The 18,898-nt window shown below is 65.4% G+C and carries 18 protein-coding genes; 12 read left to right on the forward strand and 6 right to left on the reverse strand.

The window, feature by feature from the left end:
• Positions 1–128 precede the first annotated feature (128 nt).
• From paaK to BMY71_RS14890, 8 genes are all read left to right on the forward strand, one after another.
• Entirely contained in the window at positions 129–1,445 is a 1,317-nt protein-coding gene (paaK, locus tag BMY71_RS14855) for a phenylacetate--CoA ligase PaaK (RefSeq protein ID WP_011501936.1), read from the forward strand.
• Between the two features lie 33 nt (positions 1,446–1,478).
• On the forward strand, positions 1,479–2,354 hold the full coding sequence (locus BMY71_RS14860) for a branched-chain amino acid ABC transporter permease (protein WP_011501937.1): 876 nt from the start codon (positions 1,479–1,481) through the stop codon (positions 2,352–2,354).
• Positions 2,351–3,280: a branched-chain amino acid ABC transporter permease gene (locus BMY71_RS14865; protein WP_011501938.1), complete on the forward strand. Its 930-nt coding sequence runs from the start codon at positions 2,351–2,353 to the stop codon at positions 3,278–3,280. Before BMY71_RS14860 ends, BMY71_RS14865 begins: the two co-directional genes overlap by 4 nt.
• Positions 3,280–4,041 carry an ABC transporter ATP-binding protein gene (locus tag BMY71_RS14870; RefSeq protein ID WP_092684731.1) on the forward strand — a complete coding sequence of 254 codons (762 nt, stop codon included), beginning with the start codon at positions 3,280–3,282 and terminating at the stop codon, positions 4,039–4,041. Before BMY71_RS14865 ends, BMY71_RS14870 begins: the two co-directional genes overlap by 1 nt.
• A 95-nt stretch (positions 4,042–4,136) precedes the next feature.
• On the forward strand, positions 4,137–4,841 hold the full coding sequence (locus tag BMY71_RS14875; protein WP_175557689.1) for an ABC transporter ATP-binding protein: 705 nt from the start codon (positions 4,137–4,139) through the stop codon (positions 4,839–4,841).
• Between the two features lie 54 nt (positions 4,842–4,895).
• Positions 4,896–6,041: an ABC transporter substrate-binding protein gene (locus tag BMY71_RS14880; RefSeq protein ID WP_011501941.1), complete on the forward strand. Its 1,146-nt coding sequence runs from the start codon at positions 4,896–4,898 to the stop codon at positions 6,039–6,041.
• Positions 6,042–6,204: 163 nt separating this feature from the next.
• The gene (paaX, locus tag BMY71_RS14885) at positions 6,205–7,143 is read left to right on the forward strand and encodes a phenylacetic acid degradation operon negative regulatory protein PaaX (RefSeq protein ID WP_092684733.1); all 939 of its coding nucleotides are present in this window, start codon (positions 6,205–6,207) and stop codon (positions 7,141–7,143) included.
• A 126-nt stretch (positions 7,144–7,269) separates the two neighbouring features.
• Positions 7,270–7,995: a Crp/Fnr family transcriptional regulator gene (locus tag BMY71_RS14890; protein WP_092684735.1), complete on the forward strand. Its 726-nt coding sequence runs from the start codon at positions 7,270–7,272 to the stop codon at positions 7,993–7,995.
• An 18-nt stretch (positions 7,996–8,013) separates the two neighbouring features.
• On the opposite strand, the gene hcrB is transcribed toward BMY71_RS14890, so the two are convergent.
• From hcrB to hcrC, 3 genes are read right to left on the reverse strand one after another with little or no spacing between them, the layout of a single operon-like run.
• On the reverse strand, positions 8,014–8,988 hold the full coding sequence (gene hcrB / locus BMY71_RS14895) for a 4-hydroxybenzoyl-CoA reductase subunit beta (RefSeq protein WP_092684737.1): 975 nt from the start codon (positions 8,986–8,988) through the stop codon (positions 8,014–8,016).
• Positions 8,985–11,321, reverse strand: a complete 2,337-nt coding sequence (hcrA, locus tag BMY71_RS14900; protein ID WP_092684739.1) for a 4-hydroxybenzoyl-CoA reductase subunit alpha — start codon at positions 11,319–11,321, stop codon at positions 8,985–8,987. Before hcrA ends, hcrB begins: the two co-directional genes overlap by 4 nt.
• Positions 11,318–11,809 (reverse strand): 4-hydroxybenzoyl-CoA reductase subunit gamma, encoded by a 492-nt coding sequence (gene hcrC, locus BMY71_RS14905; RefSeq protein ID WP_041805756.1) that lies wholly within the window; start codon positions 11,807–11,809, stop codon positions 11,318–11,320. Before hcrC ends, hcrA begins: the two co-directional genes overlap by 4 nt.
• Positions 11,810–11,976: 167 nt before the next feature.
• On the opposite strand from hcrC, the gene BMY71_RS14910 reads away from it, so the two are divergent.
• The 4 genes from BMY71_RS14910 (at position 11,977) to BMY71_RS14925 (ending at position 15,717) form a co-directional block, all read left to right on the forward strand.
• Positions 11,977–13,524: a benzoate-CoA ligase family protein gene (locus BMY71_RS14910; RefSeq protein WP_092684741.1), complete on the forward strand. Its 1,548-nt coding sequence runs from the start codon at positions 11,977–11,979 to the stop codon at positions 13,522–13,524.
• A 228-nt stretch (positions 13,525–13,752) separates the two neighbouring features.
• The gene (locus BMY71_RS14915) at positions 13,753–14,661 is read left to right on the forward strand and encodes a GNAT family N-acetyltransferase (RefSeq protein ID WP_244526064.1); all 909 of its coding nucleotides are present in this window, start codon (positions 13,753–13,755) and stop codon (positions 14,659–14,661) included.
• An 11-nt stretch (positions 14,662–14,672) separates the two neighbouring features.
• Positions 14,673–15,179 (forward strand): GNAT family N-acetyltransferase, encoded by a 507-nt coding sequence (locus BMY71_RS14920; protein WP_011501949.1) that lies wholly within the window; start codon positions 14,673–14,675, stop codon positions 15,177–15,179.
• 73 nt (positions 15,180–15,252) lie between these two features.
• Complete coding sequence (locus BMY71_RS14925) at positions 15,253–15,717, forward strand: Rrf2 family transcriptional regulator (protein WP_011501950.1); 465 nt, start codon at positions 15,253–15,255, stop codon at positions 15,715–15,717.
• A 62-nt stretch (positions 15,718–15,779) separates the two neighbouring features.
• On the opposite strand, the gene BMY71_RS14930 is transcribed toward BMY71_RS14925, so the two are convergent.
• The 3 genes from BMY71_RS14930 to BMY71_RS14940 are packed head-to-tail and all read right to left on the reverse strand — an operon-like array spanning position 15,780 to position 18,882.
• On the reverse strand, positions 15,780–16,316 hold the full coding sequence (locus BMY71_RS14930) for a ferritin-like domain-containing protein (RefSeq protein WP_092684743.1): 537 nt from the start codon (positions 16,314–16,316) through the stop codon (positions 15,780–15,782).
• Positions 16,313–17,152, reverse strand: coding sequence for a 2-oxoacid:ferredoxin oxidoreductase subunit beta (locus BMY71_RS14935; RefSeq protein WP_175557683.1), 840 nt, complete (start codon positions 17,150–17,152; stop codon positions 16,313–16,315). The genes BMY71_RS14930 and BMY71_RS14935 overlap by 4 nt, the downstream gene beginning before the upstream one ends.
• Positions 17,149–18,882: a 2-oxoacid:acceptor oxidoreductase subunit alpha gene (locus BMY71_RS14940; protein ID WP_092685007.1), complete on the reverse strand. Its 1,734-nt coding sequence runs from the start codon at positions 18,880–18,882 to the stop codon at positions 17,149–17,151. Before BMY71_RS14940 ends, BMY71_RS14935 begins: the two co-directional genes overlap by 4 nt.
• Positions 18,883–18,898: the final 16 nt, after the last annotated feature.

Genomic DNA, 18,898 nt, shown 5'->3' on the forward strand with positions numbered 1-18,898 from the left:
GCGCGCGCTACGCAACCAAGTAAGACCGAAAAGACCAAAAAGACCGAAAAGGCGAAACGGCTGAGGCAGAAAAAGTTCACAGCGTCCTCGAGGCGCGAACGACAGAACTTCGTAGCAGGGGGGACGGCATGAATATCAGCGTCAATGCGAAAGGGATCGAACCGATCGAACTCGCCAGCCGCGATGAACTGCAGGCCCTGCAGTTGCAGCGGCTGCAATGGACGTTGCGGCACGCCTACGACAACGTCGCGCATTATCGCGCCAAGTTCGATCAGGCCGGCGTCCATCCGGATGATCTGAAGTCGCTGGCCGATCTCGCCAAGTTTCCATTCACCACCAAGGATGACCTGCGCCAGACCTATCCGTTCGGGATGTTCGCGGTGCCGATGCGCGATATTGTCCGGGTGCACGCATCGTCGGGCACCACCGGCAAGCCGACCGTGGTCGGCTACACTGAGCGCGATATTTCGACCTGGGCCGGGCTGATGGCGCGGTCGCTGCGCGCCGCCGGCGCCACCGCCGACGACATCATCCTCAATTCCTACGGCTACGGCCTGTTCACCGGCGGACTCGGCGCCCACTATGGCGGGGAGCGGCTCGGCGCGGCGGTGATACCAATGTCCGGCGGTCAAACCGAGCGGCAGGTGCAGCTGATCCAGGACTTCAAGCCGACCGTGCTGTTGTCGACGCCGTCCTATTCGCTGACCATCGCCGACGAGCTGACCCGCCAGAACGTCAAACCGGGCGGCACCAGCCTGCGGATCGGGCTGTTCGGCGCTGAACCCTGGACCAACGAGATGCGGCGGGAGATCGAGGCGCGGCTCGGCATCGACGCGGTCGACATCTATGGCCTGTCCGAAGTGATGGGGCCGGGCGTCGCCTGCGAATGCGTCGAGACCAAGGACGGTCCGCATATCTGGGAAGACCATTTCTATGCCGAGATCGTCGACTCGCTCACTGGCAAGCCGTTGCCGGATGGCGAGGAGGGCGAACTGGTGTTCACCTCGTTGACCAAGGAAGCGCTTCCGATCATCCGCTATCGCACCCGCGACCTGACCCGGCTGATGCCCGGCAGCGCGCGCAACATGCGGCGGATGGGCAAGATCACCGGCCGCTCCGACGACATGCTGATCATTCGCGGGGTGAATCTGTTTCCGACTCAGATCGAGGAAATCCTGCTGCGGAATACGAGCCTCTGCGCGCAATACCAGCTGCAGGTCAGCCGCGATGGCAATCTGGATAAGCTCGACGTGTTCGTCGAACTGCAACCGGATTTGTCGGACCAGACCGAGCGCGAGCAGCGCGAGGCGATCGGCCGCGACGTCGCGCATCACATCAAATCGATGATCGGCGTCAGCGCCACCGTCCATGTGGTCGCGACCGACACCATCGAGCGGACCATCGTCGGCAAAGCCAAGCGGGTGATCGACAAGCGCACGTCCTAGGTGCAGGCGCGCCGTTCCGGCGAAGGAGGCAAGATGTTCTCGCAGATCCTGCAATTCATGTTTTCCGGCGTCACGGTAGGCGCGACCTATGCGCTGGCGGCGCTCGGCTTCACGCTGATCTACAACGCCAGCAACGTGATCAACTTCGCGCAGGGCGAGTTCATCATGCTCGGCGGCATCCTCACCGTGTTCTTCTTCAAGACCGGCCTGCCGCTTCCGGTCGCGCTGTTGCTGGCGGTGGCAATTCCGGCGATGGTCGGCGTCCTGGTCGAGAAACTCGCGATCGAGCCGGCCAAGGGCGCCGGCGTCGAGAGCCTGATCATCATCACCATCGGCGCATCGTTGGTGCTGCGCGGTCTGGTGCAGATCTCGTTCGGCAAGGGCGCCGCTTCCTTCCCGGCGTTTTCCGGCGACGCGCCGATCAACATCGGCGGCGCTGCGCTGGCGCCGCAGAGCCTGTGGGTGCTCGGAACCACGGCGGTGGTCGTGCTGGCGCTGTGGCTGTTCTTCAACAGGACCGTCGCCGGCAAGGCCATTCTGGCGACGTCCTACGATCCGCTCGCCGCGCAGTTGGTCGGGGTCAATACCCAGCTGGTGCTGCTGGTCAGTTTCGCGCTGTCGGCGGCGATCGGCGCGATGGGCGGGATTCTGCTGACGCCGATCACGATGACCTCCTACGATGTCGGGATCATGCTCGGCCTCAAGGGTTTCGTGGCGGCGGTGGTCGGCGGTCTCGGCTCCGGGCTCGGCGCTGTGGTCGGCGGATTGCTGGTCGGAATCGTCGAAGCGTTGACCGCCGGCTACGTCTCCTCGGCCTACAAGGACGCCGTGCCGTTCTTGCTGATCTTCGTCATCCTGTTCTTCATGCCGCGCGGCCTGTTCGGCGCCAAGACGACGGAGCGGGTATGAAACGCGCCCATGCAGGCCTCCTCGTTCTCACCGCGATCCTGCTGCTGTTGCCGCTGGTACTGCCGAACGCGTTCTATTTCGACATCGTCAACCGCATGGCGATCAATGCGGTGATCGTACTCGGGCTCAATCTGCTGATCGGTTTTGCCGGCCAGATCAGTCTTGGCCACGCCGGCTTCTTCGGCATCGGCGCCTATGCGTCGGCGATTCTCACCACGCACTTCTCCTGGCCGCCGCTGGCGGCGCTGGCGGTCGGCGCGGTCGGCGCGGCGCTGCTGGCATTGGCGATCGCGCCGCCGATCTTCCGCCTGCGCGGCCACTATCTGGCGATGGCGACGCTGGGGCTGGGGATCGTGATTTCGATCGTGCTCAAGAACGAGGCGGCCTATACCGGCGGCCCCGACGGCATGTCGGTGCCGCCGCTGACGCTGTTCGGGTTCGAGATCTATGGCGAGCGGCAATGGTACTGGCTGTTCGCCGCCATCCTGCTGTTCAGCGTCTGGGCCTGCCAGAACCTGATCGACTCGCCGTTCGGGCGGGCGCTGCGGGCGCTGCACGGCTCGGAAGTCGCCTCGCAGGTCGTCGGCGTCGACGTCGCCCGCTACAAGGTGGCGATCTTCGTGCTGTCGGCGTTCTTCGCCAGCATCATGGGCAGCCTGTCGGCGCATTATGTCGGCTTCGTCACCCCCAACGCCGCCGAATTCCTCCACTCGATCGAACTGATGACGATGGTGGTGGTCGGCGGCATGGCCTCGGTCTACGGCTCGGTGATCGGCGCCGTGCTGCTGACCGCGTTGCCGCAGGCGCTGGCGACGTTCGAAGGCTGGGAGACGGTGGCTTTCGGCGTCATCCTGATGGTGTCGATGATCTTCCTGCCGAAAGGGCTGGTGCCGACGATCGCCGCCAAACTGGGAAGGAAGCGCTGATGGCGCTGCTCGAAATCTCCGATCTCAGCAAGACCTTCGGCGGCGTGCTGGCGGTGCAGAACGTCAGCTTCAGTGTCGACCAGGGCATCGTCTATTCGGTGATCGGCCCGAACGGCGCCGGCAAGACCACGTTGTTCAACCTGATCACCGGAATCTATACGCCCTGCGACGGCGAAATCCGCCTCGGCGGCGAGCTGGTGTCGGGGCTGGCACCGCATCAACTCGCGCGCAAGGGGATGGGACGGACGTTTCAGAATCTGCAGATCTGCATGAACATGACGGCGATCGAGAATGTGATGGTCGGCGGCCATCTGTCGCTCGATCGCAATCTGGTCAAGAGCATGTTGCGGTTCCCGTCGCTGCGCCGCGCCGACGCCGTGCTGCGGGAGCACGCGGCCGAGCTGATGGTCTATGTCGGGCTCGAGCCCTATCTGAACAGCGAGGCCAGCGCCATGTCCTATGGCGCGCTGAAGCGGCTGGAAATCGCGCGGGCGCTGGCGGCCAAGCCCCGGATTCTGTTTCTCGACGAACCCGCCGCCGGATTCAATCCGAAGGAAACCGCCGAGATCGACAATCTGGTCAGAAAGATTGCCGATAGCGGCATCACCGTCGTTCTGGTGGAGCACGACATGAAAATGGTGATGAACATCTCCGACCGCATCCTCGTGCTCAACTACGGCAGGAAGCTCACCGAGGGATCGGCGCGCGACGTTCGCGATAATCCCGAAGTGATTGCTGCCTATCTCGGCACGGCGGCGTGATCGCCATGACCGAGCCGTTGCAAACACCTCTCGTCGATCGCGTTCCGGGTCAGATCGGGCAACAGGATGCGGGCGGGCCGGCGTCGGCGACGCCGCTGCTCGACATCCGCGCACTGGGCAGCCACTACGGCCGGATCGCGACGCTACGCGGCGTCAATCTCGCGGTCGGCCGGCGGCAACTGGTCGCGTTGGTCGGCGCCAATGGCGCCGGCAAGACCACCTTGCTGCGCACCATCTCCGGTGTGCAGAAGGCGACCGGCGGCGGCATCCTGTTCGACGGCGAGGACATCACCGGGATGCGCGCCGACAGGCGGGTGCGGCTCGGTATCTGCCATGTGCCGGAAGGCCGCCGGGTGTTCGGTCCGCTGTCGGTGAAGGACAATCTGCGCCTCGGCGCCTATTGCCGCGCCGACGACGGCGAGATCGCGGACGATCTCGAGCGCATGTATGCGATGTTTCCGATTCTCAAGCAGAAGGCCAGGCTGCCGGCCGGAACGCTGTCCGGCGGTCAGCAGCAGATGCTGGCCATCGCGCGCGCTTTGATGGGGCGGCCCCGGCTTTTGCTGCTCGACGAGCCGTCGATGGGGCTGGCGCCGCTTCTGGTCGAGGAAATCTTCAGCGCCATTACCGAGCTGCGCAAGCAGGCGATGACGATTCTGCTGGTGGAGCAGAACGCGCACGCCGCGCTGGCGATCGCCGATCGGGCCTATGTCATCGAGACCGGCGAGATCGTGTTGTCGGGCAGCGGAAAGGAACTGCTCGATAATGAAAAGGTCCGCGAGGCCTATCTCGGGATTTGAGCAGAGCAAGTTTCAATCGTCGTCGTCGATATATCCAACGGGAGGAGCATTGGAATGAATAGGTTTCTGACAACATGTCTGGCGGCCGCATTTGGGCTCGGCCTGGCCGTGCAGGCCAAGGCGGCCGAGCCGATCAAAATCGGCTCGGTGCTTTCGGTCACCGGCCCGGCCGCCTTCCTCGGCGATCCGGAGCTGAAGACCCTGCAGCTCTATGTCGAGAAGATCAATCAGGAGGGCGGCCTGCTCGGGCGGCCGGTGCAGCTCATCCATTACGATGACGGCTCCGACGCCACCAAGGCGAATAGTTTCGGCAAGCGCCTGATCGAGGACGACAAGGTCGACGTGCTGATCGGCGGCACCACCACCGGCTCGACGATGTCGATGGCGCCGCTGGTCGATCGCGCCGGAATTCCGTTCATTTCGCTGGCGGGCGGCGTGGTGATCGTCGAGCCGGTGAAGAAATGGATGTTCAAGACGCCGCATACCGACCGCATGGCGGCCGAGCGGGTGTTCGGCGACATGAAGAAGCGCAACCTGACCAAGGTCGCGCTGTTGTCGGAGACCAGCGGCTTCGGTCAATCCGGCAAGAAGGAGAGCGAGGCGGCGGCGGCGCGGCTCGGCATCACGCTGGTCGCCAACGAGACCTACGGTCCGAAAGATACCGACATGAGCCCGCAACTCACCAATATCAGGAGCACGGCGGGGGTGCAGGCGCTGTTTATTTTCGGCCTCGGTCAGGGACCGGCGATCGCCAACAAGAACGCCAAGATGCTCGGGCTGAGCCTTCCGATCTACCATGCGCATGGCGTGGCGTCGGAGGAGTTCATCAAGCTGTCGGATGGCGCCGCCGAAGGCATCCGCCTGCCGGCCGCCGCTCTGCTGGTGGCAAGCAAGTTGCCGGACAACGATCCGCAGAAGCCGATCGCGCTCGGCTACGCCAAGGCCTACACCGACCGCTACAAGGAAGAGGTTTCGACCTTCGGCGGCCATGCCTATGACGCGCTGATGATCATGGTGTCGGCGATCAAGCGCGCCGGCGACACCGACAAGAACAAGGTGCGCGACGCGATCGAGCAGACCAAGGACCATATCGGCGCCGACGGCAAGTTCAACATGTCGCCGACCGACCATATGGGCCTCGACCTGTCGGCGTTCCGGATACTCGAAGTCCGGAACGGCGACTGGGTGCTGGTCGATTGATGGCTGGTCGCGTCCGGCGGCGGCCGGACGCGACTTTCGCCATCGCCTTTCGTCTCAGGGGGCGGACGCTGATAACTCCGCAGACTGTTGATTTTTCATCACAGTCCTACGGATGAATGCCGAGAGGGTCGCCCCTGGCGATCCTCGGGGTTACAATGCCGTCATGAAGAATCGCGTCTTGAGCCAGTGGATCGCAAAGCAACTGGCTGATCGCCCGTTGCGGGCGAACTCCCTGATCATCACGATCTATGGCGACATGATTGCGCCGCTTGGCGGCACGGTGTGGCTCGGCGGCTTCATCCGGCTTGTGGAGCCGCTCGGACTCAACGCACGCGCGGTGCGCACGTCAGTCTTTCGCCTGTCGCGCGAAAAATGGCTGGTCTCCGAGCAGATCGGGCGGCGTAGTTACTACAGCCTGACCGCGACAGGCCGCCGCCGCTTCGAACTTGCCTTCCGCCGAATCTACGAAGATGCGAGCATTTCCTGGGCCGGCGATTGGCAAGTGGTGTTGACGCCGGGCGTCAGTCTGACGCCGGCGCTGCGCAAGGAGCTGCTGTGGGCGGGCTATGCTGCTATTGCGCCGGGCGCTCTCGCCCATCCATCGGCGCAGACCGATGCATTGCTGGACATCCTGCAGAATGCCGGTGCGCACGACAAGGTCGTGGTCCTGCAGGCACGGACCTTCGGCGCGTTGTCCAGCCGACCGATCAAGGAGTTGGTCGACCAATGCTGGAATCTGGGCAAGGTCGCAGGCGAGTATCAGAGTTTTATCGATCGCTTTCGCAGCGTCGCGCGAGCGCTGCGCAGTACGTCGAATCTCGACCCGGAACAGTGCTTCATCATCCGCACCCTGCTGATGCATGAGTTTCGCCGCGTGCAATTGCGCGACCCTTCTTTGCCACGGCAATTGCTGCCTGACGATTGGCCCGGCGACAAGGCGCGAGCGATGTGCCGGGATATCTACCGACTCTGCTGGGTGAAGACCGAAGAGCATCTGATGCAGATGCTGGAGACGTCGGATGGGCCATTGCCACCGGCGGAGAAGAGTTTCCATGCGCGGTTCGGCGGCGTGATCGACGAAGAGGCCGAACAGCGATCCTAGTCAGGCGCTCCGCACTGCAATGCAACATAATTTGGCAGCGCAATACCAAAAATAGTTGATGGCGATCAAGGATCGGCAAATCCCGCATAGGCTCTAGTTGGGGCTGACAGGGAGTGAGCGTCCTCGATGGCCTCGAAACTGACCGGCGGTGATCTGCAGATCATCACGCGGATCGCCGTCTTTCGCGGACTGAAACCGGAAACCGTCGCGCATATGATAGCGCCGGCGACCGCGGTGAACGTGCGGGCGCGCGAGCCGATCGTCCGGCAGGACGAGCCGGCGACCGCGTTCTTCATCGTCATCGACGGCTGGGTCAAGCTGTTCCGCAGCAACCTTGCCGGCGACGAGGCGGTGATCGAGATCATGACCAAGGGCGGCAGCTTCGCCGAAGCCGCTGCGCTCACCGGCAGCCGCTATCTGGCGACGGCGGAGGCGGTAAGCGAGGCGCGGGTCGCGCGGATTCCGGCCGATCATCTGGTACGCTGTATCCGCCACAATCCCGATATTTCGATCTCGATGATCGCTTCGATCTGTCAGCACATGCATTTCCTGGTGCAGCGGGTGGAGCAGCTCAAGGCGCAGAGCGGCGTGCAGCGGCTGGCCGAATTCCTCGTCTCGCTGGCTCTGAATCAGCAAGGGGCCTGCGCGCTGGTGCTGCCCTATGACAAGACCCTGATCGCCGGCGAATTGGGGCTGACGCCGGAATCGCTGTCGCGGGCCTTCGCCAAGCTGCGCTGCATCGGCGTTTCGGTCGACGCATCGCAGGTCGCGGTGCGCGACGTCGGCAGATTGCGCAAACTCGCCGCCGATGGCCGCAGCGCGGTGCGCGGCACGCTGCAGGTGGTGCGCTGAGCGGCTGCGCGTTACTGATCATGCCGCGAATAGCTCGCCGGTGAGGCGGCGGGCGATCGCGGCGGCAGCCAGCCGGCGGTAGTTGGACGACATCAGCGTGGTGCGCATCGGCTGCACCTGCTGCTGCACCAACTGGTCGATCTCCTTCAGCATCTGGTCGTCGAGCGGGCGCTGCGCCAGCGCATCGGTGCCGGCGAGCAGGAACGGCCGCGAATTGGTGCCGGTCAGCGCGATGCGTAGCTGCGCGATGTCGGCGCCGGACCGCGCCAGCGCCACCGCGACACCGGCCAGCGGATAGTCGACGGCGCCGCGCACCCGCAGCTTCTGATAGGCCGAGGCGGCCGGATTGGCCGGTAGCCGGACCTTGACCACCAGCTCGCCCGGCTTCAGCGCCAGATGCGCCTTGCCGTCCTCGACATACAGCTCGGCGAGCGGAATCCGCCGGCTGCCGCCGGGTCCGGCGACGTCGATCTCGGCCCCGAGCACCAGCAGCGCCGGGGCGAGATCGCCGCTGAAGGCGGCGTGGCAGCGGTTGCCCTTGGGTGCGACGTGGCAGGTCTCGCCGTGGTTCTTCAGGCAGTAGGCGTTGGCGCGGCGCCACCATTCGCTCTGGTTGTAGTAGATGCAGCGGGTGTCGAGGCACAGATTGCCGCCCACCGTGCCGAGCCGGCGGTGGCCCGGGCCGGCGATGGAGGCGGCCGCCTGCGCCAGCGCGCGATAGCGCGACGCGATCAGCGCGTCATCGGCAAGCGCGGCGATGGTGACGCCGGCGCCGATGATCAGCGCATCGCCGTCCACGCTCAGTTGCTTGAGCTCGGCGATGTTCGCGGCGTCGATCAGCAGATCGGGCTGCCTGACGCCGCGGCGGATGTTGACCAGAAGGTCGGTGCCGCCGGCGACCAGGCGGGCGTCGGGATGCTGCGCCAGCGCCGCGACCGCCTCGTCGATGCTGCCGGGCTGGAGCAGCCGCAGCGAGTGCAGCGCGTCGGTCATGTTGCCGCCCTCGCAGGTTTGGCGCGTCTAGCCTCGCGCCGTCGCCGGATTAGCGCCTCGACGACGCGGTCCGGCGTCACCGGCAATTCATCGAGATCGACGCCGATCGCATTGGCGACGGCATTGACCATCGCCGGCGGAAAACCGGCCAGCGCGCCCTCGCTGGCTTCCTTGGCGCCGAACGGGCCGAACGGATCGTGGCTTTCGACGATCTGCACCTCGATCGGCGGCGATTCCGCCATCGTCGGCATCCGATATTCGAGAAAGCTGGCATGGGCCGGCAGGCCGTCGAGATAGCGGGTTTCCTCGCACATCGCCTGGCCCATGCCCATCCACACCGCGCCCTGCACCTGGCCGACCACCGCCAGCGGATTGATGGCGCGGCCGCAATCGAGCGCGGCCCACACCCTGTCGATGGTGATCAGGCCGGTGGCGTCGTCGACGCTGACTTCGACCACCTGGGCGGCGTAGCTGAAGCCCATGGTCGAGCCGACCGCGCCGCCGCGATGCTTGCCGCCCTGGGACTCCGGCGGGCAGGTGAAAGTGCCCTTGACGGTGATCGCCCCCTCGGCGACCAGCGCGGCCTTGACCACCTCCGCGAACGACAGCGCCGCCTGCGCGCCGCTGCCGACGTAGAACGTCTCGCCGGCGCATTCCACCTGATCCGGGCCGGCCTCGAGCTTGCGCGCCGCCGCCGCGACCAGAATCTCCTTCAACTGTCTGGCGGCGTCGATCGCGGCGTTGCCGACCATGAAGGTGATGCGCGACGAATAGGCGCCATTGTCCTTCGGCGTGATCGCCGAGTCGCCGGAGATCACCCGCACCCGGTTCAGCGCGACGCCCAATGTCTCGGCGACCGTGATCGCCACCACCGTCGACGACCCCTGGCCGATATCGGCGGCGCCGGTCAGCGCGGTGACGCCGCCGTCGAAGTCCAGCCGCAGCGCCACCACCGCGTGCGGCTCGCCGGTGAAGTGGATCGGCTTGGCCGATCCGCTGACATAATGCGAGCAGGCCATGCCGAGACCCTTGCCGCGCGGCAGCCGGCCGATCCGCTCGCGCCAGCCGCTGGCGCGCTCGACCTTGGCGAGGCAATCGCCGAGGCCGTAGCTGTTGACCATCAGGTCGTTCAGCGTCCGTGTCGGCGCGGTCAGCAGATTGGCGCGGCGGACCGCGAACGGATCGAGGCCGAGTTCGCGCGCCATCCGGTCGACCAGCGTTTCGAACGCGTGACGCACATTGACCGAACCATGCCCGCGCATCGCGCCGCACGGCGGCAGATTGGCATAGACGCGGTAGCCGTCATATTTGATCGCCGGAATGTCGTAGAGCCCCTGCAGCAGCGCGCCGGCATACAGGATGGTGACGATGCCATATCCGGCATAGGCGCCGCCGCGCTGCACCACTTCGCAGGCGCAGGCGGTGACCCGGCCCTCGCGCGTCATCCCGATCTTCAGCTTGATATCGGTCTGCGGCCGCGCCCGATGGGTGATGAAGGTTTCCTCGCGCGTCAGCTGCATCGACACTTTGCCGCCGACCTTGCGCGCCAGCAGAGCGGCGATGATCTCGAAGTTGAGAACCTCGACCCGCGCCCCGAATCCGCCGCCGACGAACGGCTTGATCACCCGGATACGCGACTGATCGATCTCGAGGCAGCGCGCCAACATCAGATGCAGGTAATAGCCGACCTGGGAGACGCTCTGCGCGGTCAGCCTGCCGCTGACCGGATCATACTCCATCAGGCAGGCATGCGGCTCGATCTGGGCGTGATTGACTTCGGCGCAGTCGAAGACGTGCTCGCGCACCAGATCCGCCGCCTCGAAGCCGGCGCGCAGATCGCCGAACTCATTGTGCACCTCACGCTCGATATTGCCGGGCTTGTTGTCGTGCAGCAACAGCGCATCGGCGGCGCGGGCGGAGTTTGAATCGTAGTAGGCCGGCAGCGGCCGCAGCTTCAATTCGATCAGATCGAGCGCGCGCTGCGCGGTTGCGGCGTCGATCGCCGCGACCGCGGCGACCGGCTCGCCGCGATAGCGGACCCGCCCGCGCGCCATCGGATATTCGTTCATCGCAATCGGCAGAACGCCATAGGTGCTGGCGCAATCCTCGCCGGTGACCACCGCCACCACGCCGTCGAGCGCGAGCGCCTTGCTGATATCAAGCACGACGATGTCGCCGTGGCTGACCGGACTGCGCAGGATGCGGCCGACCAGCGCGCCGGCATGGTCGAGGTCGGCGGTGTAGCGGGCCCGGCCGGTGACCTTGTCGATGCCGTCGATCAGCGGGACTCCGGCGCGGTCGAGGCCGCCCTGCGGCTGCGCGGCCGCGGTCATGGCGCTACGTCCGCGGCGGCCTGAACCGATTCGAGAATCTTGGCGTAGCCGGTGCACCGGCACAGATTGCCGGACAGCGCCGTGCGGATCTCGGCTTCGGTGGGCGACGGATTGCGCCGCAACAAGCCTTCCGCCGCCATGATCATGCCCGGCGTACAGAAGCCGCATTGCGTGCCAAGCCGCTCGTGGAACGCCTGCTGCAGCCGGTTGAGCCGGCCATTGCCGGCCAGGCCTTCGATGGTCTCGACGTGGCGGTCCTCGCAGCGCACGGCCAGCGTGATGCAGGACGGCACCGGGTCGCCGTCGATCAGCACGGTGCAGGCGCCGCATTCGCCGCCATCGCAGCCGCTCTTGACCCCGGTCAGGCCGACGACGTCGCGCAAGTAATCGACCAGCAACAGGCCGTCGGCGACCGCGTCCTCGCGCCAGCGTCCGTTGACCTGCAGGCGTAGCAGTCGCTTGTGTCGCCGTGGCAGTGGTTCATGCATGGGCCGCTCCCTCGCCGCCAGACTGTCGGCGCCGACCAAATGCTTCCATGACTAAAGTCAAGACGCATGAGGTCACGAAGGATTTTGACTTTCCGTACCTGGCAAAAGTCAAGGAAGCGGGCGCGATCAAGTGATAGCAGGAGAGGGACTCCAGCGCGGGAGAACGCATGCCGCTTCGTGACTACAATGCGGCGGTCGATTTCGTGGATCGCAATGTCGCGGAAGGTCGGGGCGACAAGATCGCCTTCATCGATCCGTTGCGGAGCCTGTCCTATGGCGAGCTACGCGACGCGGCGGCGCGGGTCGGCCCGATGCTGGCGCGGCTCGGCGTCGAGCAGGAAGACCGCATCGCGCTGGTGTTGCAGGACACCGTCGATTTTCCGATCCTGTTCTGGGGAGCGATCCGCGCCGGCGTCGTCCCGGTGCTGCTCAACACAAGGCTGACCACCGATCAGTACCGATATCTTCTGGAGGATTCGCGCGCGAAGGCGGTGTTCGTCTCGACCGATCTGCTGCCGCTGATCGAGGAGGCCGCGACCGACCTGTCGCATCTGCGCTCGATCATTGCGGTCGGCGAGGGAGCATCAGCGGCGGCGCGGCTGGCCGATCTGCTCGCCGCCGAAAACGAGGGCGGCGCGCCTGCCCGCACCTGCGCCGACGACGTCGCCTATTGGCAATATTCGTCCGGCACGACCGGAATGCCCAAGGGGGTGATGCACGTCCACTCCAGCCCGCGCGTCATGGCGACGAGCGCCGGCCAGCGCCGCATCGGCTATCGCCAGGACGATATCGTGTTCTCGGCGGCGAAGCTGTTCTTCGCCTACGGCCTCGGCAACGCGATGTTCTGCTCGATGTGGGTCGGCGCAACCTCGGTGCTCTACCCGGAGCGGCCGACGGCGGAATCGGTGTTCGACGTGCTGCGGCTGCACCAGCCGACCCTGCTGTTCGCGGTGCCGACGCTGTATGCGGCGATCCTTGCCGATCGGCAGCGCAAGCACGAGCGGCTGCCGGAGCGGCTGCGGCTGTGCGTCTCCGCCGGCGAGCCGCTGCCGGCGCAGGTCGGATTGAACTGGCGCAATCGGTTCGGCCGCGACATCGTCAACGGCGTCGGCTCGACCGAGATGGGCCATCTGTTCCTGACCAATCTTCCGAGCGCGGTGGAATACGGCACGTCGGGGGTGCCCGTCGATGGGTATCGGCTGAAGCTGGTGGACGATCAGGGATGCGACATCGCCGACGGCGAAATCGGTGAACTGTTAGTGAATGGCGGCTCCGCCGCCGCGGGCTACTGGAATCAGCGCGACAAGTCGCGGATGACCTTCATCGGCGAGTGGACGCGAACGGGCGACAAGTATCACCGCCGTGCCGATGGCGTGTACACCTATCGCGGCCGCAGCGACGACATGTTCAAGGTGAGTGGCATCTGGGTGTCGCCGTTCGAAATCGAGGAGGCGCTGATGAGGCACCCCACGGTGGCCGAAGCGGCGGTGATCCCGGCCGAAGACATCGACGGGCTGATCAAGCCGAAGGCCTTCATCGTGCTCGCCTCGCAGGATGAAGACATCAACGTATTGATCCAAGACCTCAAGGAGCACGTCAAACGCGCGATCGGTCCGTGGAAGTATCCACGCTGGATACGTGTCGTGAACGAGCTGCCGAAAACGTCCAGCGGCAAGCTGCAACGCTACATGTTGCGTGCGATGGTGCTGGACTAGGACGGTTCAGTATGATCCCGCCCGCTCGGTCGAGGAGAACTTGCTGGTCGCCGGACGTCTCAGGAGTCGTCGGCCGTATGAACACGTCAGGCGCATTTGTCGAATTGAATTGTAAGCCGGCCTCCAGGCAGCGGCGGAAGGCTCCGTCCGTCTGCTCGGCGCCACATCCGAGGTGACTTCATGCCGAACACGCAAACGCAGTCGAATGTCGATCACGCGATCCGTCCGTTGACGCCGTCCGATCTCGAACGGGTGGTCGAGATCGATCGGGACAACACCGGGCATGCGCGCCGCGGATTTTTCGAGAATCGATTGACCGCCAGCCTGAACGAGCCGAATGCGTTTATCTCGCTCGCTTACATTGAGCACGACCGAGTCGAGGGCTTCGTCCTCGCCCATATGCTCGATGGCGAATTCGGCGGCTCCCGTCCCGCGACGATTCTCGATGCGATCGGAATAGCACAATCGGCGCGGGGGCATGGCGGCGCCCACGGGCTGTTACGCGAGCTTCAAGCCAAGGCGCGGCGGCGGGATGCGCTGGAGGTGCGAACGCAGGTGGTGTGGTCGGACCAGGCGATGACCCACTTCTTCGCGGGCCTCGGCTTCCGGCTGGGGACGCGGCTGGTGCTGGAGCGCGACTGCGCCATGTTGCCGGATGAGACGGAAGCTCAGGCTGAACCCGGCGAGGATTTGTCGCGGGATCGGATCGCGGTGCGGTCGATGGCGGTGGAAGACCTTCACACCGTGATCGGCCTTGATCGCCGCATCACCGGGCGCGATCGTTCCACCTACTATCAGCGTAAAATGGGTGAGGCGTTGCGCAAGAACGGGATCCGGCTGTCGATGCTGGCAGAAATCGACCAGACCCCGGCCGGGTTCGTCATGGCGCGGGTCGACTATGGCGAGTTCGGCCAGACCGAATTGGAGGCGGTGCTCGACACCATCGGGGTCGACGCGGAATTTCGGACGCAGGGAGTCGGGTCGTTCCTGCTGGCGCAATTGCTGTCGCATCTGGCAAGCTTGCGCGTCGACCGCGTGAGGACCGTGGTCAATTGGAATGACGTCACCCTGATCGGCTTTTTTGATCGACTGGGGTTCAGACCCACGCAGAATGTGGTTCTTGCCCTTGATCTTTAGGAGCAGGAACGATGCGTGGCGGTAATTGGGAGAACGTGATGAGTGGCGAGAACAAGGTCGCCGTGGGCGAAGTCGCTCGCGAGGTGCATATCCGGCCGGCTGAAGCCGACGACCTGGCATGGATTGTCAAGCTCGACGAATCCGCAACCGGACAGGCGAAGCCTCGCTATTGGCAGAACCTCTATGAGAGCTTTTCCCTCAATCGAACCGGTTGCCGCGCCTTTCTGGTGGCCGAGATCAACGGACAGGTCGTCGGGTTCATCTCCGGGGAGGTCCGGGATTTTGAATTTGGCGCGGAAAGCTGCGGCTGGGTGTTTGCGCTGACCGTCGATCCTGCGATAAGGGTAAATAGCATCGGCACGCAACTGTTTGATGAAATTTGCAGAATCTTCGCGGACGCCGGGGTCAGGAAGGTTCGGACGATGATCGAGCATGAGAACCAGCTGGTCATCGCTTTCTTCCGCAGTCAGGGCTTGATGGTCGGCCGATTCATCGGGATGGAGAAGGATCTCGACTAGGCGGGCTCGACCACTGGAGCGCGTGTCGTTCGGAACGACGGAAGTCGAGATCAAAAAGAAAAGTTTGAAGCCGATGAAGCTGCAGAAATCGACGATGTGTGGACTGTATGCCGTGCTCGAGCTCGCGGCACACGCCGATCAGCAGATTTCCGCCGGCGACATCGCCAAGAAGTACGACATCTCGCTCAATCATCTGGCCAAGGTGCTGCGGACCCTGGTGCGCGCCCGCCTGATTGAATCGGTGCGTGGCCCCGGCGGCGGCTATACGTTCAGCGGCAATCCGAAGCGCGTCACGCTGCTCGACATCATCGCCTTGTTCGAGGATACCGCGCCGGCTTCCGACCTGACCGCTTCCGACGATCATGAAGAAAGCCGCGCGCTGCACAAGGTGCTCGGCGATATCGACGAGATCGCCATCACCACGCTGCGATCGGTCTCGCTCACCTCGCTGTTGAAGGTGATCGACATCGAGCGGCGCAAGAGCGAGCGGGCCGCGCACGGCCAAGCGGTGCGCCTGCCATCGGCCAGCAGAGCGTAGGCCGCTGCGCTACGCGCCAACCGGTACCGGCTCGCGCGAAACCGGTCTATCCAGCTGCGGCATCATTCCGAATACAGCGGCGGATCGGGGTCTTCGTCCCAGCCCGGCTCGTCGGCGGGGAATTTCAGCAGCCACTGGTCGACCCAGGCGACGTGCTGGCGTTCCTCCTCGGCCATCTCCCTGGCGAAGCCGGCGATCGCCGGATCGGTTGCGGTCGCGGCGATCGCTTCGAAATAGCTGACCGCACGCTCCTCATTGTGACGCGCCAGCATCAGCGCCTGGCGCGGCGTCATCAAATAATGCAGTTGCTCGAGCTCGGTGGTTTCGGGGCCGTCCGGGGCGGTCCAACTGAAATTCGCCGGCCGACCGGCGACCAGCGCATCGCCGGCGCGGCGCGCCACCTCGTCGCGGTGCTCGGATTCGATCGCCGCCATCTTGCGGAAGATCTCGGCGATCTCGCGGTTGTTATGCACCTCCATCTGGTCTGCAAGCAGCGTGTAGCGTTCGGCTGCTTCCACCTCGATCGCGAGGGCCTGGGCAAAGAACTCCGCGACGCTGTCGAAGCTCGGAATCTGGTCGTGCTGCTGGACCTGGCTCATATTGCAAACTCGGACTCGAAATGGCTTGGCGTGAGGTTGGCGGAGGGGCGGGGCTGATACGGCAGTCGCTTGCCGCGATACAGCACCCCGAGATTGAATCCGTCATCGGTCATCAGCCGCCGGGCGGCCCGCGCCGGATCGTCGGTCTCCGGCACGATGGCTTCGCGCACCAGGCTTTTCCAGGCCTTCTGCTGATCCGACCGGAAGGTGACGCAGGGGCTGAGGATCTGCACGAAGGAAAAGCCGGGGGTGCGGACCGCGTCGACGATCAGCTTGGCGCAGCCGCCGACGTCGCCGGTGAAACCGCGGGCGATGAAATTGGCGCCCGATGCGAGCGCAATCACCAGCGGATGGAACGGGCTCAGCCCGGTGCCGCCGGGCGCGATCGCCGTGTCCCAATCCGATTCCGTGGTCGGCGACGGCTGCCCCTTGGTCATGCCGTAGATGCGATTGTCCATGACGATATAGGTCAGGTCGAGATTGCGCCGGCAGGCGTGCAGGAAGTGGTTGCCGCCGATCGAGAAGCCGTCGCCATCGCCGCTGGCGACCACCACGGTCAGATCCGGCCGCGCCACTTTCAGCCCCGAGGCCACCGCCAGCGCCCGACCATGGACGCCGTGGAAACCGTAGCAACTGGTGTAGGACGGGATGCGAGAGGAGCAGCCGATGCCGGAGACGACGGCGACCTGTTCCGGCGGCAGCGCCAGCTCCGCCATCGCCCGCTGGAACGCGACCAGCACCGAATGATCGCCGCAGCCGGGACACCAGACCGGCTTGACCGCGGATTTATAGTCGGCGGGCTTCAACGCCCTGACCTCGGTGGGGATCATATTCATGCCAGTGCCCCTTGCTGGATATGCGCCAGAGCCTCGCCGGGCCGGATCGGCAGCGGGCCCGGACAGTGAATCGGCACGACGTCGTCGGGTAGTGCGTAGTGGGCGCGCAGATAGCGCCAGAACTGCCCGGCGTGGTTCTGCTCGATCACCAGCACGCGTTTGACGCCCTGCAACGCCGCGGCGAGCCGCTCCGGCTGGGTCGGCGAGATCAGCCGCAGGGCGATCAGCCTGACCTGGATGCCGGCGGCGCGGGCGGCGGCGACCGCTTCACGCAGCGGCCCGCTCGACGACCCCCAGGTCAGCACCGCCAGATCGCCGTCGCCGTCGATCTCGGCCCAATGCGCGCCGAAATCGAAGCGGTCGAGCTTGCGTTGGCGCTTGTCCATCTGCTCGACATGGTCGCGGGCCTGGCTCGAGGGGGCGCCGCGCGGCGTGTGGGTCAGGCCGTCGGCGGTGTACTGGCCGCCGGCCGTGCCGGGGATCGCCATCGGCGACACGCCGGACTCGGTCTGCGCGTAACGCTGGTAGTTGGTCGGATCGCCCTCGAGCACCAGCCGCTTGCCCGCAAACTCGACATCCTCCGGCCGATCGATCACCGCTCGGGTCTGGCCGAGCGACTGGTCGGACAACATGATCACCGGCGTCTGCAGGGTTTCCGCCAGATGCACCGACCATTGCGCGGTCAGCAGGCAATCGGCGATCGACAGCGGCGCGGTGACCACATGCGGTGCATCGCCATGCAGGCCATAGACGGCGATGTTCAGGTCGCTCTGCTCCGACTTGGTGGCGATCCCGGTCGAAGGCCCCGAGCGCATCACGTCGATGACGACAAGCGGGATCTCCGAGGCCACGGCGAGGCCGAGCGTTTCGATCATCAACGACAGGCCGGGGCCGGCGGTCGCCGTCAACGAGGGCAGGCCGCCATAGCTCGCGCCGACGATCATGTTGATCGAGGCCAGCTCATCCTCGGCCTGCATCAGCACGCCGCCACACTGCGGCAATGCGCCGGCCAGCCATTCGAGAATCTCGGTGGCCGGGGTGATCGGATAGCCGCCGACGAATTTGACGCCGCCGCGCAGCGCGCCGAGGCCGGCGGCCTCGTTGCCGGTGATCGACCAGCGCGGGTGCGACCGCGGCTCGGCCGGCATTGCCAGCCGCGACACGCCACCGTCCGGCGCCTCGCTGGCGCCGAGGCGAACGGCGTTGGCGCTGGCCTCCATCGCCTCCGGCTTCTTCCGGCCGATCGAGGTGGCGATCGCGGCGATGATCGAGGATTCGGGCAGGCCGGTGAGCTTCGCCAGGATGCCGAGCGCGATCATCGCGACGCGGCCGCCGGCTATCGTCTTGGCGAGTTTCGCCATCGGCACGCCGGCCACCGCCGCTCCCGACGCGCGCAGGAATGCGGGGACCTCGCCGGCCGCCGGATCGACCACGATCAGGCTGCCGGAATCCAGCGGCAGTTCGGCGGCGAAGCGTTCGACATTCTCGAAGTCGAGCGCGAGCAGCAGGTCGAAGCGGTCGCCGGGCGTTTGCACCGGCTGGGTGGCGAGCCGGATCATCGCCGCGGCTTCGCCGCCGCGGATCTGCGGTCCGCTCGATCGCGTCATCAGGCCGTAGAGCCCGCAATGCGCCGCGGCGTCGAGCAGGATCTGGCCGGCGGTCATCACGCCGGCGCCGCCTGATCCGGTGAGAGCGATCGACAGGGTGGTCGGCTGCAGCGGTTTGCTCATCGGCTCGCTCTTCGAA

The sequence above is a fragment of the Rhodopseudomonas pseudopalustris genome (genome assembly GCF_900110435.1).
In the GTDB taxonomy this organism is placed as follows: Bacteria; Pseudomonadota; Alphaproteobacteria; order Rhizobiales; family Xanthobacteraceae; genus Rhodopseudomonas; species Rhodopseudomonas pseudopalustris.

Bases quoted from the DNA above. Each gene is read 5' to 3' on its own strand.
- paaK (WP_011501936.1), top strand. From the start codon at position 129: ATGAATATCAGCGTCAATGCGAAAGGGATCGAACCGATCGAACTCGCC.
- BMY71_RS14860 (WP_011501937.1), top strand. From the start codon at position 1,479: ATGTTCTCGCAGATCCTGCAATTCATGTTTTCCGGCGTCACGGTAGGC.
- BMY71_RS14865 (WP_011501938.1), top strand. From the start codon at position 2,351: ATGAAACGCGCCCATGCAGGCCTCCTCGTTCTCACCGCGATCCTGCTG.
- BMY71_RS14870 (WP_092684731.1), top strand. From the start codon at position 3,280: ATGGCGCTGCTCGAAATCTCCGATCTCAGCAAGACCTTCGGCGGCGTG.
- BMY71_RS14880 (WP_011501941.1), top strand. From the start codon at position 4,896: ATGAATAGGTTTCTGACAACATGTCTGGCGGCCGCATTTGGGCTCGGC.
- paaX (WP_092684733.1), top strand. From the start codon at position 6,205: ATGAAGAATCGCGTCTTGAGCCAGTGGATCGCAAAGCAACTGGCTGAT.
- BMY71_RS14890 (WP_092684735.1), top strand. From the start codon at position 7,270: ATGGCCTCGAAACTGACCGGCGGTGATCTGCAGATCATCACGCGGATC.
- hcrB (WP_092684737.1), bottom strand. From the start codon at position 8,988: ATGACCGACGCGCTGCACTCGCTGCGGCTGCTCCAGCCCGGCAGCATC.
- hcrA (WP_092684739.1), bottom strand. From the start codon at position 11,321: ATGACCGCGGCCGCGCAGCCGCAGGGCGGCCTCGACCGCGCCGGAGTC.
- hcrC (WP_041805756.1), bottom strand. From the start codon at position 11,809: ATGCATGAACCACTGCCACGGCGACACAAGCGACTGCTACGCCTGCAG.
- BMY71_RS14910 (WP_092684741.1), top strand. From the start codon at position 11,977: ATGCCGCTTCGTGACTACAATGCGGCGGTCGATTTCGTGGATCGCAAT.
- BMY71_RS14920 (WP_011501949.1), top strand. From the start codon at position 14,673: ATGCGTGGCGGTAATTGGGAGAACGTGATGAGTGGCGAGAACAAGGTC.
- BMY71_RS14925 (WP_011501950.1), top strand. From the start codon at position 15,253: ATGAAGCTGCAGAAATCGACGATGTGTGGACTGTATGCCGTGCTCGAG.
- BMY71_RS14930 (WP_092684743.1), bottom strand. From the start codon at position 16,316: ATGAGCCAGGTCCAGCAGCACGACCAGATTCCGAGCTTCGACAGCGTC.
- BMY71_RS14935 (WP_175557683.1), bottom strand. From the start codon at position 17,152: ATGAATATGATCCCCACCGAGGTCAGGGCGTTGAAGCCCGCCGACTAT.
- BMY71_RS14940 (WP_092685007.1), bottom strand. From the start codon at position 18,882: ATGAGCAAACCGCTGCAGCCGACCACCCTGTCGATCGCTCTCACCGGA.